The organism is Mesorhizobium sp. CU3, assembly GCF_006442965.1.
Lineage (GTDB): Bacteria > Pseudomonadota > Alphaproteobacteria > Rhizobiales > Rhizobiaceae > Mesorhizobium.
The window spans coordinates 85,495-108,412 of the sequence record NZ_VFWX01000012.1; the positions used below are offsets into that span (position 1 = coordinate 85,495).

Consider the following 22,918-nt stretch of genomic DNA (forward strand, 5'->3'; position numbering starts at 1 on the left):
GGTCGAAAGGTTGGTGCTGAACGAGAGCGCTTAAGCCGAGACAGATTTGGGCGATCCGCCTGGCCCGGCCCTCAGGCCGTCGCGTCCTGCTGCGCGGCGAGCCCCGCCGCGAAGTCACGATAGGAATGCAGTGGGCGGCCCAGGATATTCGCCAGGCGCTCGACGTCGCCGGGCTCCGGGATCATGCCGTCGCCGACATAGCGCTCGGCCATCAGGCGCATCTCATAGGCCATCCACTTCGGCATGAAGGCCGCCATGGTCTGTTCGAACCCGCTAGGTTCATCGCCGCCATAGGCGACCACGCGACCGAGGACCTGCGACCAGATCGCGGCCACGTCCGAACCGGTCAGCGTGTCGGGCCCGACCAGATTGATCGTCTCTATCGGCAGCTTGCCCGGGGCCTGGTCGCGACGGATCAATTCGATCGCCGCGACCTCCGCGATGTCGCGGGCGTCGACCATGGCGACACCCTTGCCGCCGATCGGCATCGGATAGACGCCGTAATTGAAGATCACGTCCTTGGTCATCACCTCATTGTCGATGAAGTAGGACGGGCGCAGGATCGTGGCGCTGAAGCCCATCTGCTCGAGCATGCGCTCGGCGCCTGACTTCACCGCGAAGTGCGGCACGTTCACGGCGTGATCGGCGTTGAACACCGACAGGTAGACCACCCGCTCGACGCCCGATTCCCGAGCGATGTTCAGGGTGATGATGGCCTGGGTGAATTCGTCACCGGTGACCGCATTGAGCAGAAACAGGGTGCGGACGCCGTTGAAGGCGTTGCGCAGCGCATCGATGTCGAGCAGTTCGCCCTGCGCGATTTCCACGCCGGTCGGGAACGTGGCCTTGGACGGATCGCGGGTGAGGACGCGCACCTTGGCGCCGCGCTGGACGAGTTGGTCGACGACATGGCGGCCGACACGGCCGGTGGCGCCTGTAACGAGGATGGTCATGCGATATCTCCTGATTTGTCGTGATTGACGTCTCCAAAATTAGTGATCCAAATATGATTCAATAGATGCCTTATTTGGACCCTTCGTCTCATTGGTGGAACACATGGATCTGCTTGCGCTCGCTGATTTCAACCTCGTTGCCCGGTATGGAGGGTTCGGGCGCGCTGCGCGCGCCACGGGACGTCCCAAGGCGACCCTGTCCCGGCGCGTGTCGGAATTGGAAGTTGTGCTGGACCTGCGCCTCTTCGAGCGCGGCGCGCGTGAGCTGAAGCTCACCGAGGAGGGACGGGCCCTCTATGAACGAACCGCAGTGCTGCTCACCGAGCTCGACGAGACGGCGAGCGCAATCGCGTCGGGCAGTGACAAGCCACGCGGCCGGCTCCGCATCAGTGCCCCGCTGCTCTTTTCGCAAACTGCGATGGGGAAGCTCGCCGCCGGCTTCGCTCGGCAATATCCCGAGGTTCGGCTGGAGGTCACGGCGGACGATCGTTCGGTCGACATGATCGAAGAGGGATATGATCTGGTGATTCGGGTGAACCCGAGGGCGGACGAGAGCCTGGTCGGGCGGACTTTCCTGCACGATCGGCTGGTGGTTGTGGCGGCGCCAGCCGTTGCTCGACCGGCAGGCGGCTCAGCCGCTCCGGCCGTTGTGCGAGGATCGGCCGATCCTCTGACGAGTTGGGACGTGGCCACGACGCGCGGACGGTCGACGATCGCGATCGATCCGGTTCTCTCGCTCTCCTCGCTGGTGATGATCCGCGATGCGGTCCGCCTCGGTATCGGCGCCGCGCGCCTGCCGCTTTCGCTCGTCAGTCACGATCTGACTGCCGGCCGGCTGGTGCATTGGGCTGATGATGAAGGGCCGGACATCGCATTGTGGACGCTCTATCCGTCGCGTCGGCTGCTGAACGCACGCGTGTCTGCTTTCCTGACCTATCTGAAGAAGGCCTTCCCACGAGGTACGCCGGACGAGTTGGCGGCGTTTATCGACTAATGCATATCGCGCAAAAGTGACCTCGGTTTTGCGGGACGACATGCATCATACGAACCAAAACGCGGCGCGTGCGTTCGTTCGGATGCAACGCACTTTGGGCGATCGGCCAGTGCAAGCCTCGCGAACCGACCGTTCGAGCCTTCACATGAAATCGGGCTTGTCGTCGTCTGTGCCCGGTTTGTCGACGCCCAGATTCTCTCCAGTGTGCAGGCTGGGCTTGCGAAGGATCGCGGCGACCGGATCGGTCGCGCTTCGGCGAGAGACGTCTTAGCGGACTCCGAGCGGTGCGTGTTGATCCGCAACTGTAACGCCTAGGGTGATAGCGTCAGTAGTTCTGCAATAACTGGCGCAACGGCCAAGCCGATTGCTCGGGTGTTCGCGGCATCCAGGTGGACGCCGTCGACGTCTGCGGCTTTGGCGATTGCTGCCGTGTCGAAGAACGCGCAAGCGTGTTGTTCGGCGACCTCGCGGTAGGTCGCTGCAAACCTCTCAGACTCCGCAATGTCGCGACCGCCCACAGGCCTCTGGTCGCCTCCAGCCGTAGGTCCAAAAGGAGGTGGACTCATAATCAGGATCTTGGGGATTTCCGCGCCATCACCATAGGGGTAGGTTTGGACGATTTCGACTAACCGTTCGATGCCAATTCTTGCCCCAAGGATCTTGCCGCAAAGGTGCGGCTTGAGGTCGTTTGATCCGAGCATGATTGCAACCAGATCAAGTGGCCAATGACTGCTGAGCAGCGTTGGAAGGATTCGTGCTCCGTTGCGGTCGGCCACTGAGCTGTGGTCGTCGAAGCAGGTTGTTCTCCCCGGTAGGCCCTCGGCAATGACCCGCACCTCTGGAAGTTGTTCCTCTACCACACTGGTCCAGCGGTACTCAAACGGGTGACGCCCACGACCATTTGTGGTGGCACCCCAAGTTAGACTGTCACCAAAAGCTAGGATCTGGCGCTTTTCAGTCAGTGTCGAAAGATTCACCGTACTTCTTCTCCGCCAAAAACAGGGACTCGATCCGCTCAGGCCCAGCTGCCGCGGCCTTTGTCAGAACAATCTCGAAGTGATGTTGTGCAGAACGAACGAGCTATGTGTGCGCCTAGATGAAGCTCACTTGCGTGGGCCGATTGCCTTCAGCCGGTCCGACATGTTCGTCAGGGCCTCACTTGGCGTCTTCTGTCCCAACATAGCGGCTGCGATCTCTTCGCCAATCACAGTTCGCATCTCGTTAGCGTTCGCGAAGGGCGTAAGCTCATCTGGGCGAGCAGTGTTCGTGAGTCCAATCCACGTGACGAGATAGCTGTCATCCTTCATGGCGGCCAGTGCAGCCTTTGTGGATGGAAACACCCCGGTCTGCTTGTAGTACTCGATCTGGATCTCAGTCTGGCTCAGCAATTTTACGAACTTGCCAGATGCGCCGTCTGGCGACGCCTTTGCGCCGCCATAGTCGAACATGCCAAGTAGATGGCCCCATTGAATGCAAACAGGCAGTCTGTCGGCCGCGACAACCGGCATGGCAACAGGAATGACGTTGTGGTCATAGGCTTTGCCCTGCCCACTCTGCGCACGGGCGAATGCACGGGCAAGTGGGGGGTCGGGGTAGAAAGCGACCTGTTCCTGGGCGAAAAGTCGTCTGATATCGAAACGGTCGTTTCCGGGAAGGATCAGGCCTTCTTTGACCATATCCGCGAGAAGCGTCAGAGCCTGCCTGTTCTCGTTTGAGTCCACGACGACTTCCCCGTCGTCACTGAAGAGAGATCCTCCGAACGTCCAAAAGAAGAGCTGAGCTTCAAACTGGGTGAGCGCAGGATTCTTCGTACTGAAACCCATCGGGCTTGATGAGGGCTTGTCCTTCTTCACTTTGCGCAAGGCGTCAAGAAAAGCATCAATCAACACCGGCATCTCGCTAACACCAGCATCCGCGAGAACCTTGGCATGGCCCACCAGCCCCACCGAGCCGATCGCCCACGGAAGGGCATAACGCCTCCCATTGACCAGCGTCATCGCCAGCGCGGAGGGATGGTAGGTAGCGTCCACGAACTCCTTGCCGAAGACCTCGTCCACGTCAAACATGCCGCCGGCAGAAGCGAACCCGGGGAGCCAACGCTCCGCTAGCTGCCCAACATCAGTCTTTTGGTTGGACCGCTTGCGCAAAAGTAGCGTTGTCTCCATCTGGTTGAACGGAACCCCGATCGTTTCGAGGGCAACACCTTCATTCAACATCCTGAACTGTTTGAATGTGCTATCGAGAAACGGCTTGCTGCCTGCCTCCGTATGGCTCCAGCCTATGTAGACCAGACTGTCGCTGGACGCCGCATTGCCAACAGCCGATCCAGAGAGATAGGCCGCTCCGGCAGTGCCAGCCATCTTCAGAAGGCGACGTCGCGTCAACTCCGATTCGATCACATTTTCCTCCTCGCGGGTAGGCACCTAGGTAAACGAAGCCAAGCTGCGAAATAGGCGAGCCGCGTTGCTTCATCATTCCGGCAAGCTTTGCCGCTTTGTCCCGTCGGTCAGTGCATAATGGTGGAATACATGTATACCAGTCAAGATGGTTCGTGTTTGGAATCGTGATCGAGTGCGTCATTGGCGACAACGCGTCATGGTAAAGATTGAGGGCCTTCGACAAGGCTTGCCGCAAGCTTGGCCTCAAGGACAGGGGCACCGAACCCTCATGCCTAAGACGGACTGCTCCACCCAGATCGCCCTCAGGGGCTGATGCCATCGGATATCCGATTTCCGACTACCGCGCTGCCTGGCTTCATTACTAAATGCCAACAGCCTCTACTGCTGCAGAAAGTCGCAAACACCAATCATCTGACTTGACCAGTGCGCGGGCTGGTTGAAGCTCCACAGCCTGATTGAAGAAAGTTGGTCACAGCGCGAACCCGCCGTCGATGGGGTGGACATGTCCCGTTGTAAAACAGGACTCGTCGGATGCAAGATATACCGCCAAGCCTGCCACCTCCTCGGCTTTACCGAGGCGACCCATAGGCTGTCTGTCGAGAAAAGTTTGCCGAACCTCTTCAAGCGACCGACCGGTGATGTTGGCCAGGCTCGCCACGCGTTCATCGAGCGACGGCGATTGTATTGTGCCAGGACAAATAGCGTTGGCACGGACGCCCTGCCGGATGAAATCGATAGCAATCGCCTTCGTCAGGCCGATCACCGCAGCCTTGCTCGCGCCATAGACGTACCGATTAGGAACCCCACGAATTGAGGATACGATTGAAGAAATATTGATGATCGAGCCGGAGCCTTGACTCAGCATCCCCGGCAGAAATGCAGTGATGGTTCGGTGCATCGATTTTGCATTCAAGTCAAATGACAGATCCCAGTGCGCCTCAGTGCAATCGAGGACGGTGCCAGTGTGAACGTAGCCGGCGCAATTCACCAAAATGTCGACTGTCCCGATCTCATTGGCCAGTGACTGGACATCCGCAGTCGATAACACGTCCAGGCGTCGAGCTCGAATGCCGTCCGCCAAGCCCAGAAGCTTGGCTTCATCAAGGTCGGTTGCCCACACGTTGGCACCCTCCCTATCAAAGGCTTCGGCGATCGCGCGTCCTATTCCCTGGCCGACAGCTGTTACGAGTGCATTCTTGGTTTGCAGACGTCCGGCCATCGCTCTAAATCCCAATGTTAACTTGGGTGCTCTTGTCGAAGTAGATGACCTTGTCGGTCTGGGGTGCCAGATAGAGGATTTCGCCTTGCCGCGCTCTAAGGCGCTGCTTCAGGATGCAAACGAGGGATTGCCCGGCAATCGTGCCGATCACCTGGGTCTCGGAGCCGAGTGGTTCGACAACCGCGACCTCCATCGGCACACCGTCGTCGCGAAGTTCAAAATGCTCGGGCCGGATGCCGCAAATCACCGTTGCCGCGTCGACATTAGGCATTGTCTCAGGCCTTCTAAGCGCGATGCCGCCGATCGTGAGGCTTGCCTCATCGAGGGTCGCCTCCAGAAAGTTCATCGAGGGGGATCCGATGAACCCGCCAACAAACATGTTGCGGGGTTGGTCGTAGAGCTCCAGAGGATGACCGACCTGTTCGATTCGTCCTTCGCGCATGACGACGATCTTGTCGGCCATGGTCATAGCCTCGACCTGGTCATGGGTCACATAGACCGTGGTTGTGCCCAGCTTCTGGTGAAGTGCACGGATCTCGCCGCGCATCGTAACGCGAAGATTTGCGTCGAGGTTTGAAAGCGGTTCGTCGAAGAGGAACACCTGCGGGTCTCGCACGATGGCGCGGCCCATCGCCACGCGCTGTCGCTGCCCACCTGAAAGCTGCCGGGGGTAGCGGTCGAGAAGCGGGGTAAGTCCCAAGATTTGCGCCGCAGGCCCGACCTTCGCTGCAATTTGCTGACGGCTCGCCTTCTTCAGCATCAGCGAGAATGCCATGTTTTCTGCAACGGTCATGTGCGGATACAGCGCATAGCTTTGAAACACCATGGCGATGTCTCTGTCCTTGGGCAGGACATTGTTCACGACCTTTTCGCCGATACTGATCGTTCCGGACGTCACATTTTCCAACCCGGCGATCATCCGCAGAAGGGTCGACTTCCCGCACCCTGAAGGCCCGACGAGCACGACAAACTCGCCGTCTGCGACGTCGACGGAAACTTCATGAAGGATTTTCAAACCGCCGTAGGCCTTGGAAGCGTTCTCGATGCGTACTGATGACATGGTTGTTCCTATTCGGGATTCAGGGTCCGGTTTGAAGGCTGCGATATCGGCGGCTCAGCTTTTCACCGCGCCCGATGTCAGGCCTGCAACGAAGAATCTCTGAAGAAACGCAAAGATAATGACTGCCGGCAGGGAGGCGAGGATAGCGGCCGCCATTGCACCGCCCCAGTCCTGCTGCATTTCACCGAAGAACGTGAGCAGAAGTCCCGGCCCGATCGTGCGAAGATTATCGCTTGTCACGAGCGTCAGTGAATAGAGAAGGTCATTCCAGGCCCAGGTGAACGAGTAGACCGCAACCGAGATCAACGCAGGCTTTGACAACGGCAGCACAATCCTACGGAGGATCGCGATTTCGGATGCTCCGTCGATGCGAGCTGCCTCAATAAGTTCGTTAGGTAGCCGCGAGTAGAAGGAGAAAAGAATGTAGATCGCGGGAGGGAGGGCAAATACGACGTAGGCGATCGTCAGGCCGGTCAACGTATCCAGGAGCCCGGCACTTTGCATCATTGGATAGAGACTGATTAGGATCACGGCAAAAGGGAACATCTGCGCGCCGATCATGATGTTCATTGTCGCGAAACGGCCCGAGAAGCGGTACTTGGCAAAACCATAGGCTGCTAGCGCCGCGAGGGTTGTCGTGAGCAGCGACGACCCGCCAGCGGTGATCATGCTGTTGACTAAATAAGTTGGCAAATTGGACTGGGAGATTGCTCGCTTGAAATTGTCCAAGACCGGATGAGTCGGGATGAATTCCGGGAACTGAACAAAGATTTGCTGGTTTGGCTTCAGCGCCGTCACCATCATCCAGTAGACCGGAAAAAACAGGAAGGAGACGAGAAACAGGAGCGCCAAAGCTCTGGCAATGACCGCAACGGGTCGACGTGACGCGAGGACGAGCGGGTTCATGATCCGTGGGTTTCCGTGAACATCGAGCGCAGGTACGGAATTGCGATGACAGCGATCGTCAAAAACCATATGACGCCGATGGCCGACGCCATGCCAAGATCCCAGTTTTCGAAAGCGCGTCGATAGACCTCGATCGAAAAGACTGTCGTGGCCCGTACAGGACCGCCTGAGGTCATAGCGTAGATGATGTCGAACATCTGGAGGTTACCCATGGCCTGCAATATGATCATCACGCCCAGCGTCTTTCTAATGTGAGGCAGCACCACATAGCGGATGACGTGAAAGTCGTTTGCCCCATCTATCCTGGCGGCCTCGACCTGCTCTTGTGGAAGAGACTGCAACGCTGCAAGAACAAACAGCATCACGACAGGTGTGCTCAACCACGCCTTTGCACTGATCACGGCGATCATCGCCCCGACGCTATCGGACAAGAAGAAGATCGGCTGGTGGATCAGCCCCGTCCAAAGAAGGACGGCGTTCACCACGCCGTACTGGCCGTTATAGAGCCAACTCCATAGAAGGGCCGTTACGGTACTGGGCAGGACCCACGGAAGAAGCGATGCGGCGCGAATGATGGTGCGACCGCGCATTGGTTCATTGAGGAGAAGCGCATAGGTTGTCCCAAACAGTGTCGTGATCGAAGTCGTGCAGATGACGAAGATCCCCGTCACCCGCCACGACTCTCTGAAGCCGGGATCCGCGAAAAGTCTGACAAAGTTCGCGAGTCCAACGAAGCGTGGCTCGGCCGATGTCAGAAGATATTCGTTGAACGCCAACCAAAGCGACCTTGCGAAGGGTACAAAGATCAGTAGCAGAAAGGCGATCAAGGCAGGGACCGTAAGGGCGAAGCCGAAACGGTGCTGTGCTGCATCGAGAGTGCGTGTTTTAAGCATCGGGGGACTTGTGGCTATGACTTGCGGGGACCTATCGCCTTGAGCCGATCGGACATACTCGTCAACGCATCCTGCGGTGTCTTTTGGCCCAGCATCGCGGCGGCGACTTCCTCTCCGATGACCGTGCTCAGTTCGGTGGCATTGGCGAACGATACCAATTCGTCTGGCCGCGCTGTCCTCGACAGTTCGAGCCATCCGGTTAAGTACGCGTCATCCCGGAGCGCTTCGATCGCAGCCAGCGCCGAGGGAAACGCCCCGGTCGCCTTGTAGTACTCGATCTGAACTTCGGGCTTGCTAAGCATTTTGACAAAACGCCCGGAAGGGCCGTCGGCCGCCGCCATGGCCCCGCCATAGTCAAGCATACCGAGCAAATGGCCCCACTGCAGGGACACAGCCTCATTACCTGCCTTGAGCACGGGCATGGCTACTGGCAAGACATTCTTGTCGTAAGCAGTGCCCTGGCCGCTCTGGGCACGCGCGAAAGCGCGCGCAAGCGGGGGATCCGGGTAGAAAGCAACCTGTTCCTGAGCGAAAAGCCGGCGAAGGTCAAACCGGTCGTTGCCAGGCAAGATCAATCCATCCTTGACCAGATCGGCCAGCAGGGTCAGAGCCTGCTTGTTGGGTTCGGAATCAACAACTATTCCGCCTGACGCGTCGAAGAAGGAGCCGCCGAACGTCCAGAAGAACAGCTGGGATTCGAACTGCGTCAAACCTGGGTTCTTCGTGCTGAACCCCATGGGGCTCGACGAGGGTTTGGCCTTCTTCACCTTGCGCAGCGCGTCTACGAAGGCGTCAATCGTCCTTGGCGCTTCTTTGACGCCGGCCTCCTCCATCACCTTTGCGTTGCCGACAAGACCGGTGGATCCAGCAACCCACGGCAGCGCATAGCGCTTTCCATTGATCTTGGTCATGGCCAGCGCGGTTGGATGATAGGTTTTGTCAACAAACTGTGAGCCAAATATCTCGTCGACATCAGACATACCGCCAGCCGCGACGAACGAGGAAAGCCAGCGCTCCTGGAGTTGGGCCACGTCGGTGCGCTGGTTCGAGCGCTTGCGTAGAAGCAGCGTGGTTTGAACCTGAGCGAAGGGGACGCCGATGGTTTCCAGCTTGCTGGCCTTGTTCTCGGCGCGAAATCGGTCGAAAACCTGCTCGAGATAAGCCTTGCTCCCAGCCTCTGTGTGGCTCCAGCCGACATAAACCATGTCGTCCTGTCCGGTGGCGAAGACTTTACCTGATGCTCCCAGATGAGCAGCACCGGCGGCCGCGCCCAACGTCAACAGGTCACGCCTGCTCAGTCTCGTTGTGATCATGATATCCTCCCGATGATCATTTGCTTCAGATGGCGTGCCAGCCCTAGGCCTCCGGCGGTGTGTTGTACGCTTCGTCAGGATCGTCGATCGGCGTGTGCTGACGAGGGTCGAGCACTGAGTTGCAAAGGCGCGCCCCCAGGTCATCGAAATCCTTGCCAACAGGGGCGCTAAGACCTGTCTCGCTATACACTCCAAGCGCTTTGCGGTTCAGCGGGTCAAACTGGACGAAAATGGTCTTCATCTCTCGCGCTCCGGCCAAAACGCTCTTCCCAGACACGGCCGACGCTGGTCAGCAAATTCGCTTATACTGACATACATGTATACTAGTCAATCCTTGGTTTCCGTGCTGAACTGCCTCGTGGGGTTGTCAATCGCAGACAGCTCCCGCCACTTTCGCAGTTTTGGAAATGAACACCGTACGCAGGACAGATTCGATGCCCAAGACGCAATATAGCTCTCTGAAGGATAGGACCGTGCTGGTCACTGGCGGCGCCAGCGGCATTGGCGAAAGCATAGCCCGCGCTTTCCACGCACAGGGCTGCAGCGTGGCGATATTCGACTACGATGTCGCGGCGGGGGAACTTCTGGCAAGAGATCTCGGCGACCGGGTATGTTTCGAACATGTCGACGTCCGCGACATTCCGGCACTCCGTTCGGCCATTCGACGAACGATTGATACTATGGGTGCCATCACCATACTGGTCAACAATGCAGCAAGGGATGATCGCCACACGATCGACGAAGTGACGCCTGAGTTCTGGCGCGAACGATTCGCGACAAATCTCGACCATCAGTTCTTCGCCGCGCAAGCGGTCGCGCCCGACATGGCGAAAGCAGGCGGAGGGTCAATCATAAATATGGGCTCGACCAGCTACATGATCAGCAGCAATTCTTTCGCAGCGTACAAGACTGCCAAGTCGGCAGTGGTCGGACTGACGCGGGCGTTGGCGCGAGAACTGGGCTCGAAGGATATCCGGGTCAATTGCCTCGTGCCGGGCTGGATCATGACGCAACGGCAAATCGAAAAATGGCTGACACCCGAGGGGGAAAAGGAATTGCTGACGCGTCAGTGCCTTAAGCGCAAGTTGATGCCTCAGGACATCGCCAACTTTGCGCTGTTTCTTGGTTCCGATGATTCGAGTGCGATGTCGGCTCAGACATGCATTGTCGATGGCGGCTGGGCGTGAGGGTTCGCGCCAAGCGCCGCCATAGCGGCTGCCTGATATGGAAACCGTCGGCGAGAACCGCGATGCGGAGTCGGGCTCCCTGCGCTTGACAACTTCCCAATACTCGCAGGTCAACGGCCTGGCCCGCAGATCAGTAGGTGTCGCGACAGAAGGCAAGCGATTTCTGGACGACTGAAATGGGCCGGCGCCGGCCCCATGCCACAACGGCCAGCAGGGCGACGAACCGGCCATCGTCAATTTCAAATGGAGAGACCGGCGGCTCGAACCTGCATGTGATGAGTGGCCGGTCCCTTCCGGCCGCTCGTTTCTGGCTACCGTGCTTCGTCCGTCAAGCTGAGCCGACCGTCTGGAACTGGCGTCCTAAGCCCTGGATGGCCAGTTCCATGGTATCGCCGGGGGTCAGGTAGCGCGGTGGCTTGAAGCCCATGCCTACGCCTGGCGGCGTCCCCGTCGTGACGACATCGCCAGGCATGAGGATCATGAACTGCGAGATATAGGAGACGAGCTTCGGGACGCCGAAGATCATCGTTTCGGTCGAACCGTTCTGGACGAGCTCGCCATTGACCCTCAGCATCATCGGTAGACGGCCAACATCGACCTCGTCGGGGGTCACGAGCCAAGGGCCGAGGGGGCCGAATGTGGGGCATCCCTTGCCTTTGGTCCAGGTTCCGCCACGCTCGAGCTGGTAGGATCGCTCCGAGACATCATTGCAAATGCAGTAGCCCGCCACATGATCGAGCGCTTCCTCCTCGGAGACGTAGGTTCCCCGCGTTCCGATCACGATCGCAAGCTCAACCTCCCAGTCGGTCTTCACCGAGCCTCGGGGGATCAGGACGTCGTCGTTTGGCCCGATGACGCAAGACGGCGCCTTGTTAAACAAGATGGGTTCTTGTGGGATCGGCATGCCGCTCTCGGCCGCGTGGTCTGCGTAGTTGAGACCGACCGCGATGAAATTACCCACCCCGGCCACGCATGGCCCCAGCCTCTGACCCGATGGCGCAAGTGGAAGGTTTTGGGGGTCGAGGGCCCTGAGCGCCGCGAAGCTTTCCCGCCCGAGTGCCTCGCCGCGCAAATCGGGGATGTGGGCCGAAAGATCGCGAACGTGTCCGTGTTCATCCACAAGCCCCGGCTTTTCATGTCCGTGTTCACCGAACCTGACAAATTTCATCCAAATTCCCTTTCAACAACTGATGCGGGTGTTCGGCGTTAGCCTATTCGGTAAAGGCCGTGTCACGACCTCGTCTTATGGACGGCAACATCGCTAAAACGATGAGGACTGCAGCAACCATCAACAGGCTTGCGCTGATTGGATGTTCCAGAAACGTTGCTGGCGAACCTCGCGATATGCTCAGTGCGCGCCGCAGGTTTTCCTCAAGCAATCGGCCGAGGACGAAACCCAGCAGCATTGGCGCAGGCTCGAATCCCATCCGGATCAAGGCAAACCCGACGAAACCGAAAAGAGCGATGAGCATTACATCCGTTGGCAGGGAATTGATCGAATAGATACCGATGCAGCAGAACATGAGGATTGCCGGAAACATCAGCCGATATGGAACTTTCAGCAACCGCACCCATATGCCAACCAATGGCAGGTTGATGACCAGAAGCATCAAATTTCCAACCCACATCGAGGCGATCATGCCCCAAAACATCGCTGGATTTTTGGTCATCACTTGAGGTCCGGGAACGATTCCGTGGATAGTCATCGCCCCGATCATCAACGCCATTACAGCGTTCGGTGGAATGCCTAGAGTGAGCAGCGGGATGAATGATGTCTGCGCAGCAGCGTTGTTGGCCGATTCTGGACCCGCAACACCTTCGATAGCGCCGCGGCCAAAGCGTCCGGGCTGCTCCGCCAGCTTCTTTTCAAGCGCATAGGAGGCAAACGGCGCCAGCACCGCACCACTGCCGGGGAGGATTCCCAGAATAGCCCCCAGCGCGGTACCGCGTAGAACGGGCCTGCAGGAACTGCGAAAGTCTTCCTTGTCAGGCAGCAACCGCCCTATGTGCTGGCGTATGACGTCCCGATTGTCAGTCTGCGTCAGATTACGCATAATCTCAGCTATCCCAAAAATCCCCATCGCGAGAATCGTGAAATCGATTCCATCCGAGAGCATCGACAGACCGAACGTCATGCGCTCCTCGCCAGTCTCCAGGTCGGTCCCAACGAGGGACAAGAGAACGCCAAGAAGGATCATCGCTATCGCCTTCAGAACGGAACCGCTCGCCAGAACAACGGCAAAGACGAGACCCACGACCATTAGAGAAAAATACTCCGTTGGTCCGAAAACCAGCGCGACGCGTGTTAGCGGCGCGGCGAGCAAGGCGATGAGCAAGGTGGCAACGGTGCCTGCAAAGAAAGAACCGATCGCGGCGATCGCAAGCGCGACGCCGGCGCGGCCCTGCTTCGCCATTTGATGACCGTCCAATGCCGTAACCACCGAACTGGCCTCTCCGGGCATGTTGACGAGGATCGCGGTCGTCGAGCCGCCATACTGGGCGCCGTAGTAGATGCCGGCCAGCATTATCAGCGCCCCGACAGGGTCGACGCCGAAGGTGATCGGTAACAGCATCGCGATTGTTGCGAGGGGTCCCACGCCGGGCAGAACGCCGACGAGAGTTCCAACAAGGCAGCCCAAGAAGGCAAGCACGAGGTTGGTCGGGACAAATGCGACGCTGAATCCAAGGCTTAGGTTGGCCAGAAAATCAGTCATTAGACTCTCGCAGCGCTGTCATGTCGATGATCGCCTGGTGGAGTTGGGCCAAGCAACGAGTATCAGGACGGCTGCGGCGCCCAGAGCGGCTGCACTCAGGCGAAGATCGGCTTTGGCGGACCAACTCGCGGGCAGGAGGTCGACAAGAGGTTGCGGTAGGATTGGTATTGGGAGGTTCAGCAGATCGCCGAACAGCAGCATGCAAAAGGCCGTAAGGCCCAACGCCAGCCCGAGGAGCTGGTCAAAACGGACATCGGGACTGGCATAGCCGCTAATCATAATGGCAACCGGTCCCGCGAAAAGGAGGCCCAAGCCTGGGATCGACACGCCTGCGAATGAAACCCCACGAATAGTTGAGGCAAACATCAGGACCGCGAGAATGATGAGAGCGGGACCCCGCAACATGGCACGCTCGAAGCGAACGCCAGGTTTGTAGATAGCGGCAGTAAGCAAGGCAGCCCCAGAGACACCCAAGGCCAGGCTCAGCCATTCCGGCAGTGTGGCAGGACCGACACCGTTGGATGGGCGTGCAAGGTCACGCGTCAGCGCGTACGCAGATATCGCTATCGCAACCAGCAGGAGGCCAGCCGCGAAATTCTGGTCTTGAATGATCGGTAAGAGGCGTGCTTTTGAGTTAGATGTAGGTCGATCCGTTTTCAATCTTTGCCCTCCCTTGGTGCTTTGATCCACGCCGGTAGCCAGCCCCAACCTGCCTGTTGCAGTATCGGCGTGTCCTAATGATCTGGCCGATTGGACTGTGACCAGACGGCGGTTGCCGTCGTCGCGGTCACTCCTGCTCGACGCTGAGTTCCGCTACCAGATCCTTCCATCGCGCCAATTCGGCCTTCACGTGCTTGCCCAGCGCCTCCGGGGAACGACGATCGACCGCGACGGGCGTTGCCCCAAGGCTTTCGAAGCGGCTCAGCACCGCAGGATCCTGCAGCGTCTTGGCAAGGGCCGAATTGATGACCTTCACCGTCTCGGCCGGTGTTCCGGCTGGCGCAAACAGACCGTGCCATGCGCTGATGTCGGCACCGCTGATACCTGCCTCGGCGATGGTTGGCAGATCTGCGAGCTGGTTCAAGCGGGCCGGGCCCGTTACCCAGAAACCCTTGACGGACTTCGAGTTGATATTGTTGATCGCGTCCGCGGTCTGGGCGCAAAACAGATCGATGTGACCCCCCAGTATGTCGGTCATTACAGCGGCCGCGCCGCGGTAGGCGACGAAGTTCGGCTGTGCCTTGAGCGCGCGCGCCAGCAGTAGGCCGCAGATATGGGCACCACCCCCGAATCCCCCATGACCCATTCGGATGGAAGCTGGATCATCGCGAAGGCGGGCTATCAGGTCGCCTGGCCCAGAAGAGGGAAAATCGACCCTCGAGACCAGCACGAAGGGAGCCTCGTTGATCAGTCCTATAGGGGTGAGTGCCGTCGAGGGATCGAAGTCTTTCGCTGCCTTCAAGAACGCCGGCAGGCTTGTGAGTGCTGTGTTGTAGAGCAACAAGGTATAGCCGTCAGGCGCCGAGCTAGCCACGTGCCGCGATCCCACAAGTCCGCCAGCGCCGACGACGTTTTCGACAAGCACTCGCTGATTGAATGTCTTCCCCAGCGATTCAGCGATGATGCGGCCGAAGGTGTCCGTGGGACCGCCCGCTGGCGCGGCCACGACAATTGTTATTTGGCGTTCGGGAAATCCTTCCGCGCAAACAGCAACTGCACTCATCCATAGGGCTGCCGCTGCGACTGCAGCGACTCTGACAATTCGCATGTTTCCTCCCTTTCAAAAGTCGACGGGGCCCAGATCAAGAACCTGTCACCACGAACTACAATTCCCGCCCGACTGTCGGCTGGTGCCCAACCGGCCCAACAGGAAACCACCTCTTGTCGAATTACTGACACACATGTATACCAGAATTCAAGAGGCAAAGCCGCCATTCCGGACGGAACGATTTTCCACCCCCCTATGATGCGAGGCAGATACGATCATGACGAAGAGGTTCCTTGGCATAACGGTCTTGCCGGAATTCCTCCAAAACGAGGGTATCGAACGCGTTCTTGATAATCTGCAGCGCGCCGGGGCTTCAGCTGTTTCGACATCTCCTTACGTGATGGAGCCGGGCGAAGGCGACGACAGCAGTCGCGAGCCACCGGCTGATGGCGGCAAAGGATCGGTCCGCTTGCTGGACCGCCCCCTTTGGGGGCGCCGCGAACTCATGGTGCGGACGGCGCCAAGTTTTACACCGGATCTTCGTCTGTATCGAAATCTTGCCTACCAGCCGCCCGTCCCGGAACGATTGACACGGGAAGCGGGCGCCCTTGTCGGCCAGTTCATCCGCGCGGCGAAGGAGCGAGGCCTCAAGGTCTATCTACAAATCATGGCCGCAATCCCGCCGGGCTTTCGCGTTCAGTACGGTGGCCCGCATCGGGAAGACATGCCTCGTCTACCGGACGGCAACTTCAGGGGTAAAGGTGTCGACAACAATGCCAGCCTCGCAAGTTCCGCGATCAAGGCTTACGCGGGTGCGCTGATCAAGGATCTGTGTCGCCAGTACCCAGAGATCGACGGCTTTCGCATCGACTGGCCCGAATATCCTCCCTATGACCTCGATAGCCTTTTCTTCGATTGCAGCGACCATGCCTTCGCTGCGGCTGCAAGGTTGGGATATGATGTATCAGCCCTTCGTAGAGACCTTGCCCAGACGTACCGGCATGTAAACGGTGGGCTCGGCAGTGAAGATCTAAAGGAAATGGCCGAGTGCCGCCCGGGAGCTCTTTTCGCTTATTTGCCCGGATTCTCCGACATGTTGTCTCTGAAGGCCCGGCTCGTTGGCGAACTTCTTGGCGCCTACAAGGCGGCCTTGACCGAGGCGGGAGGGCAGGCGAGGGAACTCGTTCCGCAATCTCACCCCTTTCCCTGGTCGGTCCTCTCGGGCTTCGATATTGGACTGGCCTCACAGCATGCCGACCAGATTGGCATCAAGTTCTACACGATGCATTGGGGCATGATCGTCCGAAATTATGTCGAGGCTCTCATAAGCCGCAATCCCGGACTTCAAGATACTGAACTCGTCCTGCAAGCTGTCTTGCGCAATCTGGAGTTGGTCGATGCAGCAAAGCAGGTGCGATTCACCGACATTCGCTACCCTGAGCCCGACGAAGCTCACTGGACCGGCGGCCCGTATGCAATCGAACGCAAACTCGCCGAAGCGCTCCGGCAATCGAAACGGCCTATCATCGCGCTGGCGCACGGTTATGGGCCGGTATCCGATGTGCGCGAACGGGTGGTGGCTGCTTATCGGGGATGCGACCGCGTCTGGGTCAACCGGTACGGCTATCTCTCAGACGAAAAACTTGGTGTATTGGGAGAACTGGTCCGGGACAACGCTCCGGTTGAATGCAAATAGAGGTCATATGGCAACAAAGATCGCAAATGCGGCGCCGCGGTTTTTCCTGGAGATTGATCCGACCAAGCCAGTGCGCCAGCAAACATACGACCTAATCCGCCAGGCGATCGTCACAACGAAGCTGCCTCCTGGTGCGGCGATCTCTGAGTATGAAATCGGGTCCCAGATTGGCGTCAGTCGAACTCCAGTTCGCGAAGCCATGGTGCGTTTGATCGACGAAGGCCTTGTCGAAGTTCGTCCGCGAATTGGCACTTTCGTTACCAGACTGAGGTCGGACGAGATAAGGCAGGCGATCTTCTTGCGCGACGCGGTGGAAAGCGCCGCCGCTAGGCTCGCGGCCAAACGGCTGACACCGCAATGGTCCAGACGGCTGCGGTCAAACCTCAATCAGCAGGAGAAGGCGTGGGCACTGGCCCAGTATGACCGCGTTTATGAGCTCGACGAAGATTTCCATCATCTGATTTTCGAGATCAGCGGCAATCCTGCGGTCTGGAAAATCGTCAAGGCCGCCCGCGTTCACATGGCTCGGCTCAGGAATCTTTCCGTCCACTATGCCAATCCCGTGCCTCAACACCGGGAAGTGTTCGACGCGATTGAGCGGGGCGACGGCGAAGAGGCGGCAAGTGCCATGGGAAGGCACATCGCCGCGAATAGGCGATATGAGGAGGCCTTGCTACTGGAGAGGCCAGAACTCTTCGAGAAAACCTAGTCGTCGTGACCCAAAGCACGCGATTGGTGAGGCTGGGGGCAGTGCCGGCAGTGCCCGGTTCTCTGTTTCATATTTGCTCCTTTGTTCGCTCTACGACGCGTCGGCAGCCTCCACCTTTGTTTGAGGCAGTTGATGCGGACTGAGTACCTGCCGGCATGTGTGCGATGCTATCGCGCGTAACCACCTATGGGCAGGTTGGTCGCGCCATCGTTGGTGAAAAATCAACGTGGTACTTCCTGGGGTCAACGACACAGGACATGGTTGGCATACGAGATTGAAATAAGCCGCCAAGCCGTCAGCGACGCTTTGGCTCAAGGTGCAAATCAGGTTGTTTTGTTGGACCAAAATTTGCCCCGCCGCCACAAGGCTTGGGACGACGACCTCGATGCTGCGACTGCGATCAAGTTTGGACAACGCAACGTCTGCGACTCCTTCCAACCGTCCGGTAGGAGACACCAACAGATGTGGGAATGAGAGGTAACCTTCCAGACTGACCGGCGTCGCTTGGCTTAGCGGATGCGCTGGCGCCATGACAACCCTAAAGCCCTCTTGTCCAATCACCGTGCGTATGATGCGTGCAGGAAGATCTTTTGGTAGAATTCCCACCGCGAAATGGATTTGATCCTCGTCCATCAAATGCTGTGCACTATCCTTGTCCACGATCCGCAGAACAGTCTTCGTGTACGGGGCCTCGCGACGCAAGGCGGCGATCAAAGGTGGTCCAAAGGCAAAAGCAGCCTGATCAGTCATCCCAAGCAAAAACGTATCGGTGGCAACGGTCGGATCGAACGAACGCCTGGCCGTGACCATTGTCTCAAGTCGTTCGACGATTTCCAACACCTCCGGCGCTAGGGTCACCGCAAGAGCGGTTGGTTCCATGCCCTGTGGCGACTTCTGAAACAGGGCGTCATCGAAACCGATGCGAAGCCGCCGCAGTGCGTTTGACACGGACGATTGTGTGATCCCAAGTCGCTCCCCAGCGCGGGTGGTATGACGCTCTTGGTACAGGGCGACGAACACCTTGAGCAGATTGAAATCGAGCTTCACCAACCGCGTGTCCATCATTCACCAAATCGATTGCTTCTATTTGCGTAAACAATTTTCATAAATGACTGGGCCTTGCTAAACAACAAAAAATAGACCGTTGATGGCCGCAGGTGTGAATGTTGACCTTAAACATAAATGGCGCTTCAACGCCTGTTGAAGCTCCCGTCGATATGCCGTTGCTTTGGGTTCTCAGGGATATCGTTGGTTTGACTGGTACCAAGTTTGGCTGTGGTATCGCCCAATGCGGAGCATGTACAGTCCATATTGATGGGAAGCCGAAACGATCTTGCGTGCTCCCGGTGGGAAGTATTGGTGATCAAGCGATTACCACAGTCGAGGCGATCCAAGGCACCGATGTTGGTCGAAGGGTGCAGACGGCCTGGCTGAACTTGGAAGTCGTTCAGTGTGGATATTGTCAGTCCGGCCAGATCATGTCGGCCACCGCGCTGTTGATGAATGTTCCCAAACCCAATGACGCCGACATTGATGCCGCCATGGCCGGCAACATCTGTCGGTGCGGTACCTATGTCCGCATTCGCGCAGCCATAAAGGAGGCGGCAGATGCTACGTGAGTACAGGGACGAGGATCCTTGGAGGGCAAAGGGGGTAGGGTCTGGAGATGGAGCTTTAAGCCGGCGTTCAGCATTGAAGCTGGCCGCTTTGGCCGGCGCAGGCCTGCTTGTGGGGTTTCGTTTCGACGGAGGTGGCGACGCACTCGCCGCAACGGCCGGCAACGTTCCATATGAGCCAAATGCGTTTATCCGCATCCGCCCCGACGGTATGGTAAACCTGATCATACCTTCTGTGGAAATGGGACAGGGTATTTACACCGGTCTTGCCACGTTGATCGCCGAGGAGTTGGAGGTTGACCTGGACCAGGTCAGCGTCGAAGCGGCGCCGCCGGACGCGAGCTCTTACGCAAATCCGTTGTTGCACGTCCAAGCGACCGGCGCATCGACATCGACGCGGGCGTGGTGGATGCCACTCCGTCTTGCTGGTGCCTCGGCGCGGGCACAACTCGTCGCGGCTGCTGCCCAGGTATGGAACGCGGATTTGTCCGACTGCAAGGCGCAGAGGGGTTCGGTGGTGCATTTTGCCACCGGACGCAGCATCAATTACGGCGCGCTTGTCGATGTCGCCGCCAGGCTCCCGCCCGCGAAGGAGGTGCCCCTCAAGGAACCAAAAGACTTCCGTTTGATCGGCAAGGCGTTGAAGCGGCTGGATACTCCGGACAAGGTCAACGGGCGCGCGCGTTTCAGCATTGACGTCTCAGTGCCCAATATGAAGGTCGCGACACTTGCCGCCAGCCCCGTATTTGGCGGCAGGGTGGTGCAGGTGGATGATAGCCGCGCCAAGGCTGTTCCGGGCGTGCGCCAAGTGGTCGTGCTTGAAGACCTCGTTGCTGTAGTAGGCGATCATATGTGGGCGGCCAAACTCGGTTTGGAAGCGCTCGACATTACATGGGACGATGGCCCGCACGGCAACCTTTCAAGTGCCGATATCGTGCATGATCTTGAAGTCGCGTCACAGTCGAGCGGCATTGTCGCACTGGCACAAGGAAATATCGAGACAGCGGTCGGAAAGGAGATTGAGGCGGTCTATCAGCTTCCGTTCTTGGCCCACGCAAGTCTCGAGCCGATGAATTACACTGTTAGCGTCACGTCCGATAAATGCGAGATCTGGGGCGCCACCCAGGTGATTGGCATCGCGCAAGGTGTAGCAGCAAAACTAACCGGTTTGCCGATCGAGAAAGTCATCATCCACAATCAACTCCTTGGTGGTGGCTTTGGTCGGCGGTTGGAAGTCGACGGCATCGAAAAAGCCGTTCGGATTGCTCGGCACGTCGACGGCCCAGTCAAGGTAATATGGACTCGCGAAGAAGACATTCAGCAGGAGCGCTATCGTCCGTATTATTATGATCGCGTCTTCGCAAAATTGGGTGCCGATGGACTGCCGATATCCTTGCACCATCGCGTGACAGGATCTTCGGTGGCGGCACGATTTGCGCCAGGGCAACTGCGAGCCGACGGGCTTGACCCCGATGCAGTCGATGGCTCGGTTGACGCTCCTTACGAGATTCCGAACCGAATGGTCGAATTCGTCCGTCGTGAGCCGCCCGCCATCACCACCGCTTTCTGGCGTGGGGTTGGCGCAGGCCACAACGTATTTGTCATAGAGAGTTTCATTGACGAGTTAGCACACCAGGCCCAGCGAGATCCTGTTGAGTATCGGCAGGCACTTATTGGAAAGATTCCACGACTCAACCACGTGCTAAACTTGGCCGCCGACAAGGCCGGTTGGGGTCAACCAATGGCCCCTGGCTTTGGCCGTGGGGTCGCGATCCAGACCACATTCAACACCTATATGGCGCAGGTTGCCGAAGTGCAGGTCGACGCCAATGGTTTCACACGCGTGCATCGCGTGACCTGCGCTATCGACTGTGGCATCGTCATCAATCCCGATACGGTGATTGCCCAGGCGCAAGGCGGTATAATCTTTGGCATAACAGCCGCGCTCTATGGCGAAATCACCCTCGAGAACGGCCGGGTTCAGCAGAGCAATTTCAATGATTACCGCATGCTGCGCATTAATGAAGCGCCAGCGGTCGACGTGCACCTCGTTAGCAGTTTCGAGCCACCTGGCGGCATTGGCGAAGCCGGGACGGTAGGCGCGCCGGCGGCGGTGGCCAATGCTATCTTCGCAGCAACCGGTATGCGCTTCCGCGAACTGCCCATTGTGCCATCTCTTTTCGCGATGAAATCCACGTGAGACTCCACAAGATCCTTTTGGCATTTGCGGCCGCCGGTGCAGCGTGCGGTCTTGGCTTGTTCTATTGGCTCGTATTGGGCCCCGGCCCGATGGACTTCGCTCCCGGGCCACGAGTTGAGCTGGCGGCCTATAAAGCCAGACGACCGACAGGCGTCCCGCCTGAACTTGCCAACGCCGACATCGTCACGCGCGGCGAGTATCTCACGCGTGCAGCGGACTGCGCAGCTTGCCATACTGTTGCAGGTGGCAAGCCTTTTTCCGGCGGGTTTGCATTCAAACTGCCCTTCGGGACCATCTATTCAGCGAATATCACGCCCGATCCGGAAACGGGTATAGGTGCGTGGACCGATGACGAGTTTGTCCGCGCCGTGCACGAGGGCATTGGTCAAAAAGGCGAGCGTCTTTATCCGGCGTTCCCTTACGTCTCCTATACGGCAATGACACGCGAAGATGTCCTAGCGATTAAGACCTATCTCTTCAGCCTGAAACCGGTGCACCATGTGCCGCCAAAGAATGACTTGGCCTTTCCATTCAATCAACGTTGGCTGATGGGCGTCTGGTCCACATTCTTCAACCCCGACCAACGGTTCCGACCCAACGCCAGCCAAAGCGCAGAGTGGAACCGCGGCGCCTACCTTGCGGAAGCGCTGGCCCATTGCGGCGAATGCCATACTCCACGCAACTTGGCGCAGGCACTCGATAATCGGCGCAAATTTCAAGGTGCCATTATCGATGGTTGGCATGCCTATAATATCTCGTCAGACCCGAACTCGGGAGTTGGCGCCTGGTCAGACGCTACGCTGAGTGAGTTTCTATCAACTGGCCACGCTGAAGGACGAGGCACCGCATCTGGGCCGATGGGCGAGGCCGTCGACAACGGACTGCGCCACCTGACCCCGGGAGACATCAAGGCTCTCGTGACTTACTTGCGCAGCGTTCCTGCAGTCGACTCTCATGACGAGACCCAACTGCATGCCAGCAGTGAGCCGCATGCCAGCAATGAACTCGGCCAGCATCTATTTGAGGGATCATGCGTCAGTTGCCATAACTCGTCTGGTGTAGGGACGATAACTCCACTTGCAACCCTGATCGGAGACCATGCTGTCAATGATCGTGTAGCGACCAACGTGATCCAGACCATCCTGTCGGGATCGGCGTGGAAGGCCGCCGACGGTCGGGCAATGATGCCGTCTTTTGCATCGTCTTTTTCCGATGCAGAGGTGGCTGCGCTAGCCAATTATGTCGTCGGACGCTTCGGCAGCGGAGCTGCCAACGTTGTTCCGAGTGACGTCGCGGCTCTGCGAAAAGGCAAATAGGCGCCAGTTGCGGACATGCGCGCCTCTAAATTTCG

General features: G+C 58.3%; 21 protein-coding genes. 7 read left to right on the forward strand and 14 right to left on the reverse strand.

Annotated elements, in window-relative coordinates; translation table 11 throughout:
* Positions 1–71 precede the first annotated feature (71 nt).
* Positions 72–953: an SDR family oxidoreductase gene (locus FJ988_RS19385; protein WP_140819948.1), complete on the reverse strand. Its 882-nt coding sequence runs from the start codon at positions 951–953 to the stop codon at positions 72–74.
* Between the two features lie 103 nt (positions 954–1,056).
* Here FJ988_RS19385 and FJ988_RS19390 point away from each other — a divergent pair, with 103 nt between their 5' ends.
* On the forward strand, positions 1,057–1,947 hold the full coding sequence (locus FJ988_RS19390) for a LysR family transcriptional regulator (RefSeq protein ID WP_140819949.1): 891 nt from the start codon (positions 1,057–1,059) through the stop codon (positions 1,945–1,947).
* Between the two features lie 311 nt (positions 1,948–2,258).
* On the opposite strand, the gene FJ988_RS19395 is transcribed toward FJ988_RS19390, so the two are convergent.
* From FJ988_RS19395 to FJ988_RS30875, 8 genes are all read right to left on the reverse strand, one after another.
* Entirely contained in the window at positions 2,259–2,924 is a 666-nt protein-coding gene (locus tag FJ988_RS19395; protein ID WP_246688595.1) for an SGNH/GDSL hydrolase family protein, read from the reverse strand.
* Between the two features lie 126 nt (positions 2,925–3,050).
* Positions 3,051–4,346: an ABC transporter substrate-binding protein gene (locus tag FJ988_RS19400; protein WP_140819950.1), complete on the reverse strand. Its 1,296-nt coding sequence runs from the start codon at positions 4,344–4,346 to the stop codon at positions 3,051–3,053.
* A gap of 469 nt (positions 4,347–4,815) precedes the next feature.
* Entirely contained in the window at positions 4,816–5,565 is a 750-nt protein-coding gene (locus FJ988_RS19405; RefSeq protein ID WP_140819951.1) for an SDR family oxidoreductase, read from the reverse strand.
* A 4-nt stretch (positions 5,566–5,569) separates the two neighbouring features.
* A complete protein-coding gene (locus FJ988_RS19410) occupies positions 5,570–6,625 on the reverse strand; it encodes an ABC transporter ATP-binding protein (protein ID WP_140819952.1) in 1,056 nt (351 codons plus the stop codon).
* A gap of 54 nt (positions 6,626–6,679) precedes the next feature.
* A complete protein-coding gene (locus FJ988_RS19415) occupies positions 6,680–7,531 on the reverse strand; it encodes a carbohydrate ABC transporter permease (protein WP_181183593.1) in 852 nt (283 codons plus the stop codon).
* Positions 7,528–8,424 (reverse strand): carbohydrate ABC transporter permease, encoded by an 897-nt coding sequence (locus FJ988_RS19420; protein ID WP_181183594.1) that lies wholly within the window; start codon positions 8,422–8,424, stop codon positions 7,528–7,530. The genes FJ988_RS19415 and FJ988_RS19420 overlap by 4 nt, the downstream gene beginning before the upstream one ends.
* 14 nt (positions 8,425–8,438) lie before the next feature.
* Positions 8,439–9,737, reverse strand: coding sequence for an ABC transporter substrate-binding protein (locus FJ988_RS19425; RefSeq protein ID WP_181183595.1), 1,299 nt, complete (start codon positions 9,735–9,737; stop codon positions 8,439–8,441).
* A gap of 43 nt (positions 9,738–9,780) precedes the next feature.
* Positions 9,781–9,978, reverse strand: coding sequence for a hypothetical protein (locus FJ988_RS30875; protein ID WP_181183596.1), 198 nt, complete (start codon positions 9,976–9,978; stop codon positions 9,781–9,783).
* A gap of 193 nt (positions 9,979–10,171) precedes the next feature.
* Between FJ988_RS30875 and FJ988_RS19430 the strand changes: the two genes are divergently transcribed.
* Positions 10,172–10,924, forward strand: a complete 753-nt coding sequence (locus FJ988_RS19430; protein WP_140819956.1) for an SDR family NAD(P)-dependent oxidoreductase — start codon at positions 10,172–10,174, stop codon at positions 10,922–10,924.
* A 328-nt stretch (positions 10,925–11,252) separates the two neighbouring features.
* Here FJ988_RS19430 and FJ988_RS19435 read toward each other — a convergent pair whose 3' ends face one another.
* The 4 genes from FJ988_RS19435 to FJ988_RS19450 form a co-directional block, all read right to left on the reverse strand.
* Positions 11,253–12,092: a fumarylacetoacetate hydrolase family protein gene (locus FJ988_RS19435; protein ID WP_140819957.1), complete on the reverse strand. Its 840-nt coding sequence runs from the start codon at positions 12,090–12,092 to the stop codon at positions 11,253–11,255.
* A gap of 43 nt (positions 12,093–12,135) precedes the next feature.
* Complete coding sequence (locus FJ988_RS19440) at positions 12,136–13,638, reverse strand: tripartite tricarboxylate transporter permease (RefSeq protein ID WP_140819958.1); 1,503 nt, start codon at positions 13,636–13,638, stop codon at positions 12,136–12,138.
* 18 nt (positions 13,639–13,656) lie between these two features.
* Positions 13,657–14,328 carry a tripartite tricarboxylate transporter TctB family protein gene (locus FJ988_RS19445; protein ID WP_246688596.1) on the reverse strand — a complete coding sequence of 224 codons (672 nt, stop codon included), beginning with the start codon at positions 14,326–14,328 and terminating at the stop codon, positions 13,657–13,659.
* A 97-nt stretch (positions 14,329–14,425) separates the two neighbouring features.
* Positions 14,426–15,361 (reverse strand): tripartite tricarboxylate transporter substrate binding protein, encoded by a 936-nt coding sequence (locus FJ988_RS19450; protein ID WP_181183597.1) that lies wholly within the window; start codon positions 15,359–15,361, stop codon positions 14,426–14,428.
* Positions 15,362–15,623: 262 nt separating this feature from the next.
* Here FJ988_RS19450 and FJ988_RS30880 point away from each other — a divergent pair, with 262 nt between their 5' ends.
* A complete protein-coding gene (locus FJ988_RS30880) occupies positions 15,624–17,042 on the forward strand; it encodes a hypothetical protein (RefSeq protein ID WP_181183598.1) in 1,419 nt (472 codons plus the stop codon).
* 7 nt (positions 17,043–17,049) lie between these two features.
* Positions 17,050–17,751 (forward strand): GntR family transcriptional regulator, encoded by a 702-nt coding sequence (locus FJ988_RS19455; protein WP_181183599.1) that lies wholly within the window; start codon positions 17,050–17,052, stop codon positions 17,749–17,751.
* Positions 17,752–17,841: 90 nt separating this feature from the next.
* On the opposite strand, the gene FJ988_RS19460 is transcribed toward FJ988_RS19455, so the two are convergent.
* Entirely contained in the window at positions 17,842–18,798 is a 957-nt protein-coding gene (locus FJ988_RS19460; protein WP_181183600.1) for a LysR family transcriptional regulator, read from the reverse strand.
* Positions 18,799–18,914: 116 nt separating this feature from the next.
* Between FJ988_RS19460 and FJ988_RS19465 the strand changes: the two genes are divergently transcribed.
* The 3 genes from FJ988_RS19465 to FJ988_RS19475 all read left to right on the forward strand — a co-directional run bounded on the left by FJ988_RS19465 (position 18,915) and on the right by FJ988_RS19475 (position 22,883).
* Complete coding sequence (locus FJ988_RS19465; protein ID WP_140819963.1) at positions 18,915–19,370, forward strand: (2Fe-2S)-binding protein; 456 nt, start codon at positions 18,915–18,917, stop codon at positions 19,368–19,370.
* Positions 19,371–19,443: 73 nt separating this feature from the next.
* Positions 19,444–21,567, forward strand: coding sequence for a molybdopterin cofactor-binding domain-containing protein (locus FJ988_RS19470; protein ID WP_348644331.1), 2,124 nt, complete (start codon positions 19,444–19,446; stop codon positions 21,565–21,567).
* Positions 21,564–22,883, forward strand: a complete 1,320-nt coding sequence (locus FJ988_RS19475; protein ID WP_246688597.1) for a cytochrome c — start codon at positions 21,564–21,566, stop codon at positions 22,881–22,883. The genes FJ988_RS19470 and FJ988_RS19475 overlap by 4 nt, the downstream gene beginning before the upstream one ends.
* Positions 22,884–22,918 lie beyond the last annotated feature (35 nt).